This window comes from Gardnerella vaginalis, from assembly GCF_001546455.1.
In the GTDB taxonomy this organism is placed as follows: domain Bacteria; phylum Actinomycetota; class Actinomycetes; order Actinomycetales; family Bifidobacteriaceae; genus Bifidobacterium; species Bifidobacterium vaginale_B.
Genome location: NZ_KQ956825.1, coordinates 1 through 16,661, shown reverse-complemented (window position 1 = coordinate 16,661; position 16,661 = coordinate 1). Strand labels below are relative to the sequence as shown.

The window sequence follows — 16,661 nt, the reverse complement described above, 5'->3', positions numbered from 1 at the left end:
ACACTTCCCCTCGTTTGTTCCCTTTTACCCGCGTTCGTTCCCTTTTTGGTCGATTTGGGAAACAAACGCAGGAAAAAAGAAACAAAAGCAAGGAAATCGCCCTCGCGCTACGCTTTAAGCGAAAAGGCAGGTCGTCGCGCATGCAAAGATATCAGTATTGATGATGCGTATGATCGTGCATAACGTCTTTATGCTCCGAAGCATGCGGAATATGCAAAACGCGCATGCGGTCAATCGCCTTGCGCGCAAGCTGATGCGCCGAACCCGCGCCCTCTCCCTTAACGCCAAAAATAACAATCAACGCCATAATAGCCGTAATAATCGCACTAATACGCAAAGTCCATTGCACGCCAAAAATGCTTGCCGCAATGTTATCCGCACTCCCAACACCCGTAAGCGCATGATGCCACTGAGCAAAAGTGGCCATTGTTACAACAAGAACAGGCGCACCAATCGCACCCCAAAGCTGGCGCATTGTGTTAGTAACAGCCGACCCGTCTCCAAGCTCGCTGCGCTGCAAGCAATTTAAAGACCACGTTGTAACTGGCATAAGCAAGAATCCCATGCCAATTTGACGAGTAAATTGCCATATTGAAATCCACCAAATCCAAGTGTATCTATCAATAAGGCTCATCATAACTGTGCCAAAAAGCAAAATCAGCGATCCAGCCATTGCCACTGGCCGCACGCCAAATCGATCCAGCATGCGCCCACCAAAATATTGCGAAATGGCCATTCCAAACGCGCCTGGCAAAAGCACCAGACCGCTCATAGTGGCAGAAAAACCGCGATCCGACTGAATATAAAGCGGAATAACAACCATGATTGAGCTAAAAGCAAAGAATGTTAAGCACGCGCAAACTGTACCAACAGTAAAATAGCGATTTTTTAACACACCAATTCCAAGAAGTGGTTGCTTGCCATTAGAGCTTGCGCGCAACTGACGAAGAACAAACCATGCCACTCCACACGCACCAACAAGCATTGGCGCCCAAGAAAACGCACTAGAAATTCCGTATGCTTCAATGTTGGTAAAGCCAAACATCACTCCGCCAAATCCAACAATCGAAAGACCAACGGAGAAAAAGTCAGCTTTGGCACAGCGATCCTGCTCGCCAAAGTTATGCAAGAAAAATGCGGAAAGAACAATAGAAATTACGCCAATAATGCTAAGCGACAAGAAAATTGATCGCCAACCGTTAAAATCGGTTTGCATACCGCCAACAGTTGGGCCAATTGCAGGAGCAATACTCATTGCCATACCAACACTGCCCATAGCCATTCCGCGCCGCGTTACAGGATACACAGAAAACACTGTAATCTGCAACACTGGCCACATAACGCCCGTGCCAATCGCCTCTAAAGTGCGGCCAGCCAACGCCATAATAAAATCGTTGCTAAGCCAAGCCATAATCGAGCCGAGCGTAAAAAGAACCATAGACGATATAACGATTTGACGCGTGGAAAATCGCCTAGTCAAAAATGCGGTAAGCGGCACCATAATGGCCATAATCAGCTGAAAAATAGAGGTAAGCCACTGACCCGTAGTAACGCTAATGTTAAATTCGCGAACAATGGTTGGCAAAGCGGCCGTAAGCTGCAACTGGGCAAAATTACCAATAAACGTTATAAACGTAAGAATTGCAAGGGATACAAGAGCCGCGCGGGTAAGGCGATTATTTTTATACGCTTGCTCCCCAACTAAAGCACTGCTTAAATGAGCAAACTTATTTTTATGTAACTCGGATAACTTTGGCAACTCTGATAATTTATGTGATTTAGGTAATTTAGGCGTTTTAGACAATCTTGATGGTTTAGGTGTTATCGTCATTTTAGAAAATAGTGAAGCTAGAGATTTCAAAAATTTATTTGGCACTTAATTATCCGCCAAATCAGTAGCTTCTATGCGATAACCAGTGCCTGTAGGCGCCCTGAATTGACCCATAACGGCCATTGCAATAATTCCAGAACCAACGAAGCTGGGTTTGATAATTAGTTGCCCAATCGGCACCCATAGAAGACATCTTTCTTCCAGGCAAAGCTTGAGGCAAACCATAGGCGCCAGAAGGGTTCATGGCATTTACACGCCAACCAGATTCGTGCGAAATAATAAACACGGTAGCAGTAAAATCGGCCTCGCTGTAGCCGTTTGAAAGCAGCCAGGAATGTGCCCACTCCTGCATCTCGCCAGCTGGAACGGTGGTTCCAATGGAAGCGGCAAAACCAGAATCTACGCTAGCGCCACCAGTTCCAACAAGAACAACCTTATCTTTTGGAGCCTTTTTAACAAAGGAAACAAAAACGTTGGAAGAAACAACCTTCTTGCCTGCACGCGTAACAATTTTGCTTGTTTCCATAACGCCAGGCTCGCCCTGTTCCTTAACCTTTTCCGTGCCTTTTGGAAGAGCTGCGGTCTCTTTTTTAACCGTGTTAAACGCAATCGGCTCGTCGGAAGTCTCCAACTTTGCGCCCGCGCGCTTAATGGTTATAACCGTAGCCTCGCTAACCTTTGAATCAAGAGAAGGCGTAACAACATCATGCGAATCTAAAGTTATATCTCCAGCCTCTAAAACGGACTTTACGTTTGTAAAATCAGTTCCAAAAACCGCACGATGATGACCGTTTATATTTACTGTAACATAAGAAGTCGCGCCCTTTTTAACAGGCTTAAGCGAGTTTCTGTAGACTCCACGAGAAACCTGATTTGCGCTATCTGTTGCAGAATAAGCAGTTACGTAAGACTTTGCGGAATAAGGCTTGGAATTGGAATAAAAGTTTCGAGAAACAATTCCAAGAGCTATAACAGACACAACACCAACAAAAATCGCTGCAACTCTTGCCCATTGACGCGCGCTCAATGAGGTAAGCGTAACAGTTTTCTTTCTGTGACTTGTCATAACTCTCCTTGATAAACCTTAAAAGCTGTGCACTCAGACTTTAACAGCGATTGCACACAGTGTATTCAATTGTAATATTACGTAAAGAGAAGGGCTAAAAATCAACGGCTAGAGGCCACTTTTCCCTAGCTTCGCGCGCTATGTTTTTATGCGCTAGTCGTTAGCCTTAGGGGCGTTGCCTGAATCGTTGCTAGAATCACTGCTAGAATCGTAGGACTTTGCCTGATTAACCAAATCCTCCAAATCCGCAGGAAGCAAAGCGCCTGCCTGGCGATAAATAACCTCTCCACGCTTAATCACCATAACCGTTGGAACGGCCTTAATCTGCGCTGCGCTGGCTAATTCGGGAGCCTGATCAATATCTACCTTAACAAACGGGATATCGTCAAACTTTGCACTCACTTGCTCAAAAATCGGCCCAAAAGCACGGCAAGGACCGCACCAAGTGGCCCAAAAATCAACAACAACTACCTCGTTGGTGCTTGCAATCTTCTCAAAATCGTCTTGCGTAGCGTGAATAAGTGCCATTTTTGCCCCTTGTACTATTTAATACGGTTCAACGTATACAGCGATTGAACCGCCCCATTTGGAGTATTTTGTTTTGATTATTATTTGAACCATTCTAGCAAAACTATGGTAATTGCACGCCATTAATGGGTTGATGAATTATGGGAATAAAATAAAACTCCGCTCAAATAAAGCGGCGCAACTTGTACCCCCTAAGAGAGTCGAACTCTTGTTGTCAGATTGAAAGTCTGGTGTCCTAACCGTTAGACGAAGGGGGCTTTAACCAAACCATATGATATTAACACTCACTAAGCGTACACGCAAATCGCGGCGTGTTGTGCGTAAAATCAACGCAAGCACACATAGTAATCGAGCGGGAATCAAACCGCGGGAATCAAACCGCAAGAATCAAACCTGCAATCTACTTTTTAGCAACATAAGTCAAATCGTGGATTACGCGCCCAGCTTCCAATCCCTTGCGCTCAAAATTAGTTAAAACACGCCCATCAAATCGCTGCGACTCAACAAAATCAGCATGCGGCAAATCCGCAGCATCTTGAGCATTTCCCTTGCCAACATGCTCCGTAGGCAGGCTCACGCGCAAAGACCCAACATTTTTAAAGCACGCCAAAGAATCCATAACCTCGTGAACATGCAACGCGTAATCTTCAATATCTGTAGCAATTCGCCAAACTCCGCCCGAAACAAGCGCATTATGCACAGACTGCGCCAAAGCTGGCTGAACAATTCGGCGCTTGTGATGACGCATTTTAGGCCAAGGATCTGGGAAAAATGTCCAAACTTCTGCCAAAACGTTACTTTTGCAAGCCGCAAGAAAATCGGGAGCATTAACCTGCGCAATTCGTAGATTCTGCAAATCCTGTTTTCCCGCCAAAAGCATGGTATGAGCCACGCCTGGATCATAAACTTCTAAAGCAAGAAAATTCATATTCGGATTCGCCGCAGCTGCCGCCACAATGTTTTCGCCCTGACCCGAACCAATTTCTACAATCAGCGGATTAGCATTTCCCCAATTGGCCTCAATCCATGCCGAGTCCACGCATAAATCGCTTTTTACACGCAAAGACCCAACGCCATCTGCAATGTCTAGTAAATACATGCCCGAGTAGCGCTGCTTGGCCTTTTCTAAACGAGCGTCCAGCCTGGCAGACCTGCGAACAAACGAAAGAATAACCCTTGCGGCGGCATTAGTTTGTTTAGGCTCAAGCAAGTTGCCATTAGGCAAATCGCCACTTGCGCTATCTACATTAAAATCGTCCATTTTAGCCAATCTTCCTTATTCGCATGCATACGCAATTAAACTGCAAGTTGAATCACAAATCGAATTACAAGTTAAATCACAACTCAACGCATAATACCAAACGCGCAAAACAGCGCACATTAAACACGCTCCCAATATGATTCAAGCGCTATAATTTCCCTATAACATTCTGCAAAATACATTCTGCAAACCGATTGGCAAATAAATCGTGCCAGCATGCAGATAACAAGATATAAGCAGATAAATACCAGAAAGGTAACAAGGTAAACAATGACTGTTCTAGTTACAGGCGGATGTGGATACATTGGCGCACACGTTGTACACGCTCTTCACCAAGCCAAGCAAAACGTTGTGGTTGTAGACGATTTAAGCTACGGAAAGCCTACAAGGATTGAAGGCGCGCGACTGTACGGAATGGACATTGCTTCCCCAGACGCAGGAGCGCGACTTGCGCAAATAATGAAGGAGAACAACGTTGACTCCGTAATTCATTTTGCTGCGCGAAAGCAGGTTGGCGAGTCCGTAGAAAAGCCGCTATGGTACTACCAGCAGAACATTAACGGAATGCTTAACGTTCTTGAAGGAATGCGCCAAAGCGGAGCTAAAAAACTTGTGTTTTCGTCTAGCGCAGCCACGTACGGCGAGCCGCCAGTAGATGTTGTTCCAGAAGACGTTGTGCCAATGCTGCCAATTAACCCATACGGCCAAACTAAGCTTTTTGGCGAATGGATGGCTCGCGCTTGCGAAAAAACATACGGAATTCGATTCTGCGCATTGCGCTACTTTAACGTTGCTGGATGTGGCCCTGTGGAGCTAGAAGATCCTGCAATTTTGAATCTAATTCCTATGCTTTTAGATAGACTGCAACGAGGAAAAGCACCTGCGATTTTTGGCAGCGACTACCCTACTGCCGACGGAACTTGCATTCGCGACTACATTCACGTTTCGGATCTTGCAGACGCACACATTGCGGCTCTTACTTATTTGGATCGCGATGAGCGCAAGTACGACGCTTTTAACGTTGGTACGGGCAAGGGAACTTCGGTTCGCCAAATTGTAGACGAGGTTAGACGCGTTACTGGATTGCCATTTAAAGAGGCGATTTTAGGTCGTAGAGCTGGAGACCCTCCACAGCTTATTGGAAGTCCAAAGCGAATTAACGAAGAGATGGGCTGGCATGCTCGCTACAGCGTTAAAGAAATCGTTGAGTCGGCTTGGGCGGCTTGGCAAGCAAACCCACAGCATCATATTGATGTTGAGTCTTGGAAGCAGATTGACTAATAGATCTGCTAATAGATTGACTAGATAAGCAAAACGCGCGGCAAAAATGCTGCGCGTTTTTTGTTTCAACTTGTGGCTCCGAGCGGGATCGATCCGCTGACCTAGCGATTTTCAGTCGCTCGCTCTACCAACTGAGCTACAGAGCCATGATGAATAAAAAACCCGGCGAACCGGGCCTTTACTAATCGCGACCCCGGCCGGACTTGAACCGGTGACCTCCGCCGTGACAGGGCGGCGCTCTAACCAACTGAGCTACGGGGCCGTGGCTTTGTTCCATCGAACAGCCGAGTCACTATCTTACAGAATCCACGCCAAAATGCAAGCTCTAGGCGTGTTCGGCGTGTTGCCGCGGAATATCAGGCTTATTACTCCAAATCAATTGCACCCGTGCAAAGTTGATAATATTCGCCGCGCTTTTTCATCAAATCTTCATGCGATCCGCGCTCAACAATTCGTCCATGATCTAATACCATAATCACATCCGCATTTCGCACAGTAGAAAGCCTGTGCGCTATAACAAACACGGTTCTATCCTGCATCAAAGCATCCATTGCACTCTGCACAAGCGCTTCCGTATGCGTATCAATAGAAGAAGTTGCCTCATCTAAAATAAGCACAGGTGGATTTGCAACAGCCGCACGCGCAATGGCAATCAGCTGCTTTTGACCCTGCGAAAGCCCAGCCCCGCCGTCTTTAATCTGCGTATTGTAACCATCTGGAAGCTTGGAAATAAAGGAATCCGCATGCGCAAGCACGGCTGCAGAAACGCAACTAGAATCGCTAGCAGAAAGCGAACCATAACGAATATTGTCCATTATGCTTGCGCTAAACAAATTAACATCTTGCAAAACAGTTGCAACAGCATGCCTCAAATCACTTTTGCGAATATCGCGAACGTCAATTCCGTCGTACAAAATCTGACCGTCATCAATATCGTAAAAACGTGTGAGAAGATTGGCAATCGTTGTTTTACCAGCGCCAGTGGCCCCTACGAGTGCAACCTTTTGCCCAGCTCGCGCATACCAAGTTATATCGTGCAAAACTGGCTTATTAGAATCGTAACCAAACACAACGTCTGTAAATCGCACATCACCGCGAAGCAAGGTATAACGCCCATCCTTAGATGTGCAAGCGTTCTGTTTAGCCTCAAAAACCACTTCTTGGGCGGTTGGGCTCAATTTTTGCGCACGACTTATGGCCTTATTTCCACTATCTTTAACATCTCGTTTCCAAGCCCAATAAATATTTGGCCCTTCTTCTTTTTCGCTAACCTCTTTAACAACGTTAAACGTTTGTTTGCAAGAAATCTGCTCTTTAGACTCACAGATGCACACTTTTACCAAGCAGACCGTGCCATTATCCACCTCTGGCTCTTCGTCAATAAGCTCGAAAATTCTACAGGCACCAGCCATAGCCATCATAAGCGAGTTTATTTGCATTGTGATTTCGCCAATCGGATTAATAAACGCGCGCGAAAGTGTTAGCAGAGAGATTAGCGTTCCGATTGTGAGCACACTGGAATCTCCCGAGAAAACAGAAACAAGGCCAAATGCGCCAAAGCCTCCACTTACCGCCCAAGCTCCAAGAATCGCAAGTAGAACGTAAAACAGATAGCTGGCGTTGCTAATTACAGGCATAACATTATTTGCGTAAGAATTAGCGCTAGCTGAAATTTTTTGCACGTTATTAGCTAAATCGCCTAATTTTTTAATGGCAGGTTCTTCGTGATTGAAAATTTTAATGACTTTTCTGCCAGTTGCACATTCTTCTACAAACCCATTCAGATTGCCCAAAGCGGCCTGAAATTGCCTAAAAAGCACACCTGATTTTTTAAGCATAAATCGCACTAAATATAGAAGAATCGCAGTAAAAAGCAAGATAAAAGCAGCAGCGGGAAGCGAAAGCCACATAATAGACACAAACGCTGCAATAATGGATATAAGCGCGGAAAAAGAGTCTGGAAAAGCCCAAGAAATTGCCTCACGCAGAACTTCCGTATCGTTGGTATATCGGCTCATAACATCGCCGTAGCCCTTAGAGTCTAGATAGCTAAGCGGAAGATTTTGCTGATGTTTAAACATCTTGTTTCGCAAATCGCGCATAACGCTTTCCGCAATATTTGCCACTAGCCTGCTCCAAAGCCAACTGCAAAACACGCCAACAAAGTATACGCTTGCCATTAGTGCAATCATGCGTAAAAGCGGAATCCAGTCTGGATTTTTCTTTCCAACAAGAGGCAAAATATACACGTCTACAATAGATTGCAAAAACATTGCGCTGGCTGCTTGAACAATTGAGCTTACAATAATCGCAAATATGATTACGAAAATTTTGGCGCGATACACTAGCACGCAGGAAGCGAGACGTTTAAGCACTGGCCAGTTGATTGCGGAAACTTTTTTATCTGCAGACATTATTCAGCACCTTCTTCCGCAATAGCAATATTTTCTTGACTTTGCACGCGACTTTTTGCTTGAGATTCCACCATATCTCTATACATCTTGCAAGAGGCAATTAGGTTGGCATTGGATCCATGCGCAATTATATGGCCATCTTTTAGAACAAAAATAACGTCGGCATGCTCAATTGAAGACACACGTTGAGCCACAATTATTTGCGTAGAATTTGGCATAAAATGCCTTAAATTTTCACGAATTTTGGCGTCGGTTTTAACATCTACCGCACTCATTGAATCGTCTAAAATCAAAATTTTTGGCCTCTTTAAAAGCGCGCGAGCAATGCAAAGCCTTTGCTTTTGGCCGCCCGAAAGATTCTTGCCACCTTGATCAATTTGCGTATTATACCCATCTGGTAAATCGTTTATAAACTCCTGCGCGCATGCGATTGTACAAGCTTCACGCAAATCAGCTTCACTCGCATCTGCCTTGCCCCAACGAAGATTTTCTGCAATTGTGCCGCTAAACAGAAGATTTTTCTGCAAAACAACGCCTATTTCTTCGCGCAAACTTGCTGGATTATAATCGCGAACGTTGGCCCCACCTACAAAAACGTCGCCTTTTGTAGCGTCGTAAAGGCGCGCAATCAGCTGCACAAGACTTGACTTTCCACTACCTGTTGCACCAACAATACCAACGGTAGAGCCAGAAGGAATGCTCAAGTTTATGTTGTGTAAAATTTCCTGCTTATCTTTAGAAAAGACGCCATTATTCTCGCTGGAAGAATCGCCAGCAGCCGAAGATGAATCCCCACTAGCATATGTAAAATCAACATTATTAAAGCAAATAGAAGAATCTGCAAGAGTGGTAAGTGGATTTTTAGCAACATACTCCGTGTTATGCGATTGTAAAACATTTGCAATACGATGCATAGACGCTCGCGCTGTAACAGTCATAACAAAAACCGCAACCAGATTGGCAAGTGCAAACAAAATTTGCAACGCATACACCATCAGCGCCGCAAGATTTCCTGTAGTTAAGCCAAACGCAGGATTATTCCCAGACGCCACTATTTCACGCGATGCCATCCACGTAACAATAAGCATGCATGCATAAAAACAAAGATTAAACAGTGGAATACTAAAGTTAAGCACATATTCCGCACTAAGAAAACGGTTGTAAAGCTTACGAGAAATGCGCATAAAACGGCGATTTTCGTAGTTCTCGCGCACATACGATTTAACAACGCGAATGTTATGCAAATTCTCTCCAACAAGCGCGTTCATGTTGTCTACCATGCGGTAAATCTGCACAAAAGCGGAGCCAACAATTTTAGCACCAACAACACCGATTAAAGCAACAATCGGTACGAGAGCAAGAAAAACCCAGGAAATCGCAGGACTTATACAAAAAGTAAACCACCACGCTGCTGCAATAACAACAACACTTCTAACGCCTGCGCGAATAATCAGCTGATAAGCAAACTGAACATTTGAAACATCGCTAGTTAAACGCGTGACAAGCGTTCCCGTGGAGAAACTGTCAAGATTGCAAAAACTCAGCGATTGCAGCCGACTAAACATGTTGTATCGCAAATTTTTGCCAAAGCCCGCGCTAGAGTGCGCGCAGCAAATACCCGAAATAATGCCAAAAAGCATTGAGATTGCTGCAAAAGCAAGCAACTGCAAACCGTAGTATTGAACAGCATTTTGGGATTTTGCGGCGATTCCAAAATCAATAAGATTAGACATTACTGACGGAATAATTATTTGCATCGCTGCTTCAAAAATAATTGATACGGAAGTAAGAACACCAAGCAGGCGATAGTTTTTCAAAGAATGAAGAATGGTGCGTAAGGCGTGAGGAGCACGATCGGCGCGGTTTCTTGATTGCTTCGACGATTTTCGCGTTACTTTCTCCGCCATTGCATCCCTTCCCCTACATAACGTCATGTGTAGATTTAATAATATCACTTCTTCAAATACATATTTGAATTATTGCACATGGCGCATTCAATAGGATTATGAAGCATCGCCTTCGCCTGAGGCGCGATCTTTTCCATAAATCGACGGAATAAAACGCTCCTGATCGTGAAGCTTTTCCCAGATTACAGGCGGCTCACTCGGATTTTCCAGCGACTTTGGCACGTCAATAATCCTCTGATTGCTAGACCCGCGGAATTGCAGCAGCGAATCGTGAAGATTCTTCATATATCTTCCATCAACAAGAATGTCAATGTAGCGAAGCAACTCAAGTTTGTCTGGCGTCTCCCCTTTGCGCATAAGCTCTTCCCAGGTGTAGCCAGTCCAGCTCCAAATGTCTTTAGTATTGCCAAATTCGCTTCGAATACGCTTGCAAAGTGGCAGCAAAATGCCAGTGTTAAGCAGCGGCTCGCCGCCAAGAAGCGTTAAACCTTGCACGTACGGAAGTGCCAAATCTTCCATAATCTGGTCTTCAAGCTTTTGCGTGTACGGATAGCCCGCACGAAAATCCCAAATCGACTCGTTATAGCACTCAACGCAATGAAACGGACAACCAGAAACGTACAGCGAGCAACGGATTCCTTCGCCGTCCGTCATAAGAAATCGCTTATAATCCGCAATCATGCCCTTGCTCATGCGCTCACTGGACCACTGACCTGCGCGCGGATTATTAGAAAGAGAGGTTGGAATCCAAGGCCCGCGGTTAACGTCTGCAGGTGCAAAATCGTGCAAACTTATGTGAGCCATGGTTCCAACCTTTTTAGTAATTTAGCCTAGCTTTTACTTTATTTTATGCGATTTTATGCCGCGACTTTTGCCGCGACTTTTGCCGCGACTTTTGCCGCAATTCTACGCGCTACTTAGTCTCCTCGTACCATTCGCGCGATTCGCCATTGTTAAGAATAACATGGCCAGTTTCGCCCGACATGTGCTTTACGCGGTGAGCAATCTCTTCGTGACGACCGTGAACCATTGGGCGCTGAACAGGATTGCCCAAGTAGCCACAAGTACGCTTGGTTACGTTGCACTTATCTGGGTCACTGTTGCCGCACTCTGGGCAGCGGAAACCTTCCTTAGTTGGCTCAAAGTCGCCCTGGAATCCGCAAACAAAGCAATGGTCAATCGGAGTGTTCGTACCCAAGTAGCCAATGCCAATCTTATAAGCATAATCCCAAACAGCCTCCAAAGCCTTAGGATTTGCCTGCAAGCATGGGAACTCGCAGTAGTTAATAAATCCGCCGGAAGCAAAGTACGGGAAGTCAACCTCGTAGCGGAGCTTCTCCATAGGAGTTGGCTGCAACCACACTGGGTAGTGGAAGGAGTTGGTGTAGAAGTCGTGATCGGTAACGCCTTCAATACGGCCGAACTTCTGGCGATCCATGCGGTTAAAGCGATCCGTCAAAGACTCAGCAGGAGTGGAATATACCGAGTAGTGGTATCCCTCTGCCTTCGACCACTGCTGGCAAAGCTGATTCATGCGGCGAACCATAGAAAGCGCAAACTGCTTGCCGTCTTCGTTCCAGCTGTGATCTTGCATCCAATCCTTGCCAAAGAACACGGATGTAGCTTCATACAGGCCAATGTAGCCAAGCGAAACCGTTGCGCGCTCGTTGCGGAACAGCTGATCCACGCTTTCGTTGGCACCCAAGCGCCCAAACGCGCCGTAGCGGAACAAAGTTGGAGCGTTTACAGGAGTTGCCTGCTTGCAACGCATAATGCGGAATCGCAAAGCCTGATGCGCTACTTCCATGCGCTCGTTAAACAGCTTCCAGAAGCGGTTTACGTCTCCGTGAGATTCCAGCGCAATGCGAGGCACGTTAACTGTTACAACGCCAAGATTCATGCGGCCGTCTTCCACGTCTTTGCCAGTCTTTGGGTCAACCCAACCCTGAAGGAAGGATCGGCAACCCATAGGCGCCTTAAAGGAGCCAGTAATCTTAACAATGTTCTCGTAGAACACAACGTCTGGGTACATACGCTTTGTAGAGCACTCAAGCGCAAGCTGCTTCAAATCGTAGTTTGGATCGCCTGCATCTGAGTTAACGCCGTGCTTAATAGTAAACACAAGTTTAGGGAAGATAGCAGTATGACGATCTTTGCCGAGTCCGCGAATACGATTCAGCAAAATAGCGCGCTGAATTTCGCGAGCAAACCAAGACGTACCCAAGCCAAAACCAACAGTTACAAACGGAGTCTGGCCGTTAGAAACGCGGTTGGAATTAATCTGATATTCCATTGTTTGCATAGCGTCGTAAATCGCCTTGCGGGTCATTATCTTTGCGTAAACTTCGCGAAGCTGATCCAACTCACTCAAATTCTCGTCAAAAGGAGTGTCTGCTGGAAGAGGATCCCTATCTGAACAATGAAGATTCTTAGGCTCCTGAGCCTTTAAGCCGTCAATCATAGCCTTAGCAACTTCGATTGGCGTGGAATCTGGAATCATGGCTTGAGCCATAGCAAGGTTCTTGTCGTAATCGCACTTAGCGTAAGGCTCCAGCATCTCGTCTGCACGGTTCACAGTTTGGCCGCCATACTGCGCACCTGCAATGTCTTTAATAATCTGAGTAACCTGAGTTGCGGCGGTGCCAATAGACTTTGGGCTATCCATCATGGCGTTACCAAGCGCAAATCCCTTAGCAAGCATGTTCCCAAAATCTGGAAGCGAGCAATTGCTCATGCAGGTAAATGGCGAATAATCGGCATCGTGGAAGTGAATATCGCCCTTCATATGCGCGTTAGAAACAGCGTGAGGAAGCATAGAGAACGCGGAAGCCTTAGAAACAGCGCCAGCAAGCAAATCTCGCTGAGTGGCGTAAACGTTGGAATCTTTGTTGGCATTTTCGCGCACAAGCGACTCATCGCGGTTTACAAGGCGATTAACAGCTTCATTAATATCTGTTGCCTTAGCGCGATCAATATCTCTGTTTAGGCGGTAGCTTGTGTAGCAGCGCGCAACTTCGTAAAGGTGATTTTCAATAAGACCATGCTCAACAAGAGTCTGAATATCTTCGATTTTTGCAGGACCATTGTAGCGGTCTTGAATCTCGGCCTCAATATGATCTGTAATATCGCGAATCATCTGCTCTTCTTGAGGACCAACGTCTTTGCGCAAATCCTTAAAAGCAGCCTTAATGGCCATAATAATGTTCATTGGGTCAAAATCAACAACGCGACCATCGCGCTTTTCAACCTGTACGCGAGATTTCTTGGAAGATTCAGCGGAAGAGTTATTGCCACTAAAATCGGCCAAAGCTTCATCCTGCAAAGCTTCATCTTCTAAAGTCATATCAGAGACCTGCATTCTACAGACCTTTCTCCATTTACCGTATATTTTGCAGCGCAAATCGCCTTATGATTCGCAACAACTTGCTCTACTATAGCCCATTGCGTGCACAATATCTAGGGCAACTTGAATAAAAAACAAACTAGATATAGTGATTTTACGGTTTCTGGCGATTTTCCAGGCGTGTCTCAAGGTGGCAAAAGTGAAGCTATGGCGAGTCGCGCAAATTCTTGGCACTTTGATATATTGAGTCACGTGGAACAGACAGCTTTTCAACATGCAGAAGAATTTGGATTCCAACCTGGAGACATCGTACAGCAGTGGCTATGGGACGATGACGTTGACGATGCAATTTGCAGCAGTATCGAAGAATTAACTGGCGAAGAACTTGTTGACGAAGACTACGACTCTTCTGTTGACGGCGTTATTATTTGGTGGCGCGACGGAGACGACGAAGACGAGTTGGCAGACACTATTATGGATGCAACAAACATGTTGAACAGCAGCGCGCCAATGTGGGTTTTAACACCTAAGCCAGGGCGCGCGGGTTCTCCAAGTTCGAGCACTGTTCAAGCAGCAGCCATGACGGCTGGTATGAACGCCGCAACGCCTTTAACAGTTAGCGAAGACTGGAATGGAATTCGTTTGCGTGCATTTGGAAAAGGCCAAAGCAAGTAGCGCAAATAGTCGGCACTTAGTTAGTTGACGGGTTTTGTACCAAATTTGACCTAAATCACGTACATTCTCGGGAAAAGTTGACGCACTTTGTAGCGATTTACGGCGTGTTGAACAACAAAATCGGGAACATCTCTCGCGCGTTACAGCGCGCTCACGTCTTCGCTTGCGTTGAAAGCACACCGTGCTTTCAACCTTAAGCAAGCTCAGCGCTCCGAATTACCTTCGCGCGCTACGGTCTAAGCACGCGAACGTCCGCGTCCTCTGCCTCGGCCTCTACCCCTGCCTTTTCGCTTTGGCTGCGGCGGCTCTGGCATACTCCAGCCCTCTTGCAAATCCGCCAAATCGCCAACAATCTCTTGCAAAATCGGCGAATCAGGCTTAACGTCTTGCGCTTTTGCCTTAATGCCCGCACGTCTTAACATAACGTGCGCAGCGCGCTTTTGATTCGGTAATACAAGAGTCACAACATCGCCCGACTCGCCCGCGCGCGCCGTACGCCCAGACCTATGCAAGAAAGACTTTGGATCCTCTGGCGGCTCGGTTTGTACAACAAGCGCCACGTCGCTAATGTCAATGCCTCGCGCAGCAACATCCGTAGCCACAAGCACTCGCACATCTCCGCTAGCAAAAACACTCATATGCCTATCGCGCTGATTCTGCGATAAGTTTCCTTGCAAATCAACCGCAGGAATTCCTTGTTGCACAAACTTCTTTGCCATGTTCTTAGCTTGATACTTTGTGCGCGTAAAGAATATTGCGCGCTTTTTGCCCGAAGCAAGCTTTCGCAAAACCTCGTACTTATCTGCCGCAGATACGCCAAAAATGTGGTGTGTCATTGTATCTACTTGCGAATCCGCATCGTCTACCGCGTGAACAATCGCATTTGGAAGGAACTGATCTACAATATTTCCAACCTGCTTATCGAGAGTAGCCGAAAACAGCATGCGCTGACCGTTTGGATTAGTCTGCTCCAAAAGTCGCGTAACAGCTGGAAGAAAGCCCATATCCGCCATTTCGTCGGCCTCGTCCAAAACGCTTACCATCACCTTTTCAAGAGTTAACGCACCTTGACGAAGCAAATCCTCTAATCGCCCTGGGCATGCCACTACGATTTGCGCACCCTGCTTAAGAGGTGCCGTTTGCCGCCTGTAACTCACACCGCCATAAACCGTTACAGTTTTCATGCCGTAAGCAGCCGCCAGAGGGGCGATTACGTCGTCTATTTGATGAACAAGCTCGCGAGTTGGAGCAAGAATCATTGCGCGTGGTGCGGCTGGAGCGCTATTGGCAGCGTCGGCGGAGTGCGAATCGCGCAAATCGCGTGAACCGCGCTTTTTGCCAGTTTTAATCAAATCAACAAAATTTTCAGCCAATCGCGCAACAAGCGGAATAGAAAATGCAAGAGTCTTGCCGCTACCAGTTCTTCCACGCCCTAAAATATTTGCGCCTTGCAAAGAATCTGGCAAAGTCGCCTGCTGAATTGGAAAAGCCGTTGTTTTGCCGTCTGCACGCAGAACTTCCACCAAAGGCGAAGGAACGCCAAGCTGCTCAAAAGTAACGTCATCTTCGTAGTTTTCGCGCGATTCAATTGCGGAATCTGGAATCATTACGGAGTTTTTTGCAATCTGCGGATTTTGCTTATTCAAATCACGCTTATTCAAATCACGCTTATTCAAATCACGCTTGCCAAAGTCCTGTTTGCCAAAGTCCTGTTTGCCAAAGTCCTGTTTGCCAAAGTCCTGCTCAGCTTCTTTAATCGCCATCTCTTCGTACTGCAAAGCTTTTTCTCGCGCGCGACTTCTGGCTTTGTCTGCCTTGCGATTGCGATTCTTTCGCGCGTTAAAATCGTGATTTGCACCGCGCCTCTTACTAGATTCTCTGTATTCAAACGGATTGCGCGCCGATTTATGCTGACCGCGCTTTTTTGCAACACCAGTTTTTTTAGATTCGCGCTTGCTATTAGACGCACTTGACGCAGCGTAATGAGTATTTGGCACAATAGCCTTTCGTATCTATGATTGAACAATTCGATTAAACGAATCGGTGAAAAGTCATGAACTAACAGAGACTAGCACATGCCCCACACAAATAGGTAAAAACGATTTTCCGACTTTGTAGCTCTAATCGGCGTGTCGAACAACAAAGTGCGGAAAAACCGTTCGCGCACCACATGATTACGCAGGTTACGCCAAGTGAGGTGGAGATTCGAGATTTTTCGCCGCGAAAGAGGTGAGCCTCAGCGCCGAAGGTGGTGACTCGCCGAGAGAGCAAGAAAAATCGAGAATCTCAGGCGACTAAGCAATACGCAATTGTTCAAGCACGAAAGAGGGCTGGGTGATTCTTGGTCGAACAGTA

Annotated in this window: 12 protein-coding genes and 3 tRNA genes; 3 read left to right on the top strand and 12 right to left on the bottom strand. The window is 46.3% G+C overall.

Annotation, left to right across the window (positions count from 1 at the left end):
• A partial coding sequence (locus HMPREF3216_RS06630) for a hypothetical protein (RefSeq protein WP_230953864.1) occupies positions 1-183 on the top strand: 183 nt, incomplete at its 5' end.
• Here the strand turns inward: HMPREF3216_RS06630 and HMPREF3216_RS05330 are convergent.
• The 5 genes from HMPREF3216_RS05330 to trmB all read right to left on the bottom strand — a co-directional run bounded on the left by HMPREF3216_RS05330 (position 152) and on the right by trmB (position 4,686).
• Positions 152-1,831 (bottom strand): MDR family MFS transporter, encoded by a 1,680-nt coding sequence (locus HMPREF3216_RS05330; protein WP_060787373.1) that lies wholly within the window; start codon positions 1,829-1,831, stop codon positions 152-154. The two genes, HMPREF3216_RS06630 and HMPREF3216_RS05330, sit on opposite strands and share 32 nt — an antisense overlap.
• A 61-nt stretch (positions 1,832-1,892) precedes the next feature.
• Positions 1,893-2,897: an aggregation-promoting factor C-terminal-like domain-containing protein gene (locus HMPREF3216_RS05325; protein WP_060787268.1), complete on the bottom strand. Its 1,005-nt coding sequence runs from the start codon at positions 2,895-2,897 to the stop codon at positions 1,893-1,895.
• A gap of 153 nt (positions 2,898-3,050) precedes the next feature.
• Positions 3,051-3,425 carry a thioredoxin gene (trxA, locus tag HMPREF3216_RS05320; protein ID WP_060787267.1) on the bottom strand — a complete coding sequence of 125 codons (375 nt, stop codon included), beginning with the start codon at positions 3,423-3,425 and terminating at the stop codon, positions 3,051-3,053.
• 185 nt (positions 3,426-3,610) lie between these two features.
• Positions 3,611-3,682, bottom strand: a tRNA-Glu gene (locus HMPREF3216_RS05315).
• 143 nt (positions 3,683-3,825) lie between these two features.
• Positions 3,826-4,686: a tRNA (guanosine(46)-N7)-methyltransferase TrmB gene (gene trmB / locus HMPREF3216_RS05310; RefSeq protein WP_060787266.1), complete on the bottom strand. Its 861-nt coding sequence runs from the start codon at positions 4,684-4,686 to the stop codon at positions 3,826-3,828.
• A 270-nt stretch (positions 4,687-4,956) separates the two neighbouring features.
• Between trmB and galE the strand changes: the two genes are divergently transcribed.
• Complete coding sequence (galE, locus tag HMPREF3216_RS05305; RefSeq protein WP_060787265.1) at positions 4,957-5,967, top strand: UDP-glucose 4-epimerase GalE; 1,011 nt, start codon at positions 4,957-4,959, stop codon at positions 5,965-5,967.
• A 73-nt stretch (positions 5,968-6,040) separates the two neighbouring features.
• Here the strand turns inward: galE and HMPREF3216_RS05300 are convergent.
• The 6 genes from HMPREF3216_RS05300 to nrdD form a co-directional block, all read right to left on the bottom strand.
• A tRNA-Phe gene (locus HMPREF3216_RS05300) sits at positions 6,041-6,113 on the bottom strand.
• A 42-nt stretch (positions 6,114-6,155) separates the two neighbouring features.
• Positions 6,156-6,229: transfer RNA gene (locus tag HMPREF3216_RS05295), tRNA-Asp, on the bottom strand.
• 103 nt (positions 6,230-6,332) lie between these two features.
• Complete coding sequence (locus HMPREF3216_RS05290; protein WP_060787264.1) at positions 6,333-8,381, bottom strand: ABC transporter ATP-binding protein; 2,049 nt, start codon at positions 8,379-8,381, stop codon at positions 6,333-6,335.
• A complete protein-coding gene (locus HMPREF3216_RS05285) occupies positions 8,381-10,288 on the bottom strand; it encodes an ABC transporter ATP-binding protein (protein ID WP_060787263.1) in 1,908 nt (635 codons plus the stop codon). The genes HMPREF3216_RS05290 and HMPREF3216_RS05285 overlap by 1 nt, the downstream gene beginning before the upstream one ends.
• A 96-nt stretch (positions 10,289-10,384) precedes the next feature.
• Positions 10,385-11,092 (bottom strand): anaerobic ribonucleoside-triphosphate reductase activating protein, encoded by a 708-nt coding sequence (nrdG, locus tag HMPREF3216_RS05280; RefSeq protein ID WP_081091006.1) that lies wholly within the window; start codon positions 11,090-11,092, stop codon positions 10,385-10,387.
• Positions 11,093-11,201: 109 nt separating this feature from the next.
• Positions 11,202-13,646 carry an anaerobic ribonucleoside-triphosphate reductase gene (gene nrdD / locus HMPREF3216_RS05275; protein ID WP_060787262.1) on the bottom strand — a complete coding sequence of 815 codons (2,445 nt, stop codon included), beginning with the start codon at positions 13,644-13,646 and terminating at the stop codon, positions 11,202-11,204.
• A gap of 237 nt (positions 13,647-13,883) precedes the next feature.
• Here nrdD and HMPREF3216_RS05270 point away from each other — a divergent pair, with 237 nt between their 5' ends.
• On the top strand, positions 13,884-14,306 hold the full coding sequence (locus HMPREF3216_RS05270) for a DUF3052 domain-containing protein (protein WP_081091024.1): 423 nt from the start codon (positions 13,884-13,886) through the stop codon (positions 14,304-14,306).
• Between the two features lie 236 nt (positions 14,307-14,542).
• Here the strand turns inward: HMPREF3216_RS05270 and HMPREF3216_RS05265 are convergent, their stop codons facing one another.
• The gene (locus HMPREF3216_RS05265; RefSeq protein WP_060787261.1) at positions 14,543-16,303 is read right to left on the bottom strand and encodes a DEAD/DEAH box helicase; all 1,761 of its coding nucleotides are present in this window, start codon (positions 16,301-16,303) and stop codon (positions 14,543-14,545) included.
• Positions 16,304-16,661 lie beyond the last annotated feature (358 nt).

Excerpts from the sequence above, each read along its gene's own strand:
- HMPREF3216_RS05330 (WP_060787373.1), bottom strand. The coding sequence starts at position 1,831 with ATGACGATAACACCTAAACCATCAAGATTGTCTAAAACGCCTAAATTA.
- HMPREF3216_RS05325 (WP_060787268.1), bottom strand. The coding sequence starts at position 2,897 with ATGACAAGTCACAGAAAGAAAACTGTTACGCTTACCTCATTGAGCGCG.
- trxA (WP_060787267.1), bottom strand. The coding sequence starts at position 3,425 with ATGGCACTTATTCACGCTACGCAAGACGATTTTGAGAAGATTGCAAGC.
- trmB (WP_060787266.1), bottom strand. The coding sequence starts at position 4,686 with ATGGACGATTTTAATGTAGATAGCGCAAGTGGCGATTTGCCTAATGGC.
- galE (WP_060787265.1), top strand. The coding sequence starts at position 4,957 with ATGACTGTTCTAGTTACAGGCGGATGTGGATACATTGGCGCACACGTT.
- HMPREF3216_RS05290 (WP_060787264.1), bottom strand. The coding sequence starts at position 8,381 with ATGTCTGCAGATAAAAAAGTTTCCGCAATCAACTGGCCAGTGCTTAAA.
- HMPREF3216_RS05285 (WP_060787263.1), bottom strand. The coding sequence starts at position 10,288 with ATGGCGGAGAAAGTAACGCGAAAATCGTCGAAGCAATCAAGAAACCGC.
- nrdG (WP_081091006.1), bottom strand. The coding sequence starts at position 11,092 with ATGGCTCACATAAGTTTGCACGATTTTGCACCTGCAGACGTTAACCGC.
- nrdD (WP_060787262.1), bottom strand. The coding sequence starts at position 13,646 with ATGCAGGTCTCTGATATGACTTTAGAAGATGAAGCTTTGCAGGATGAA.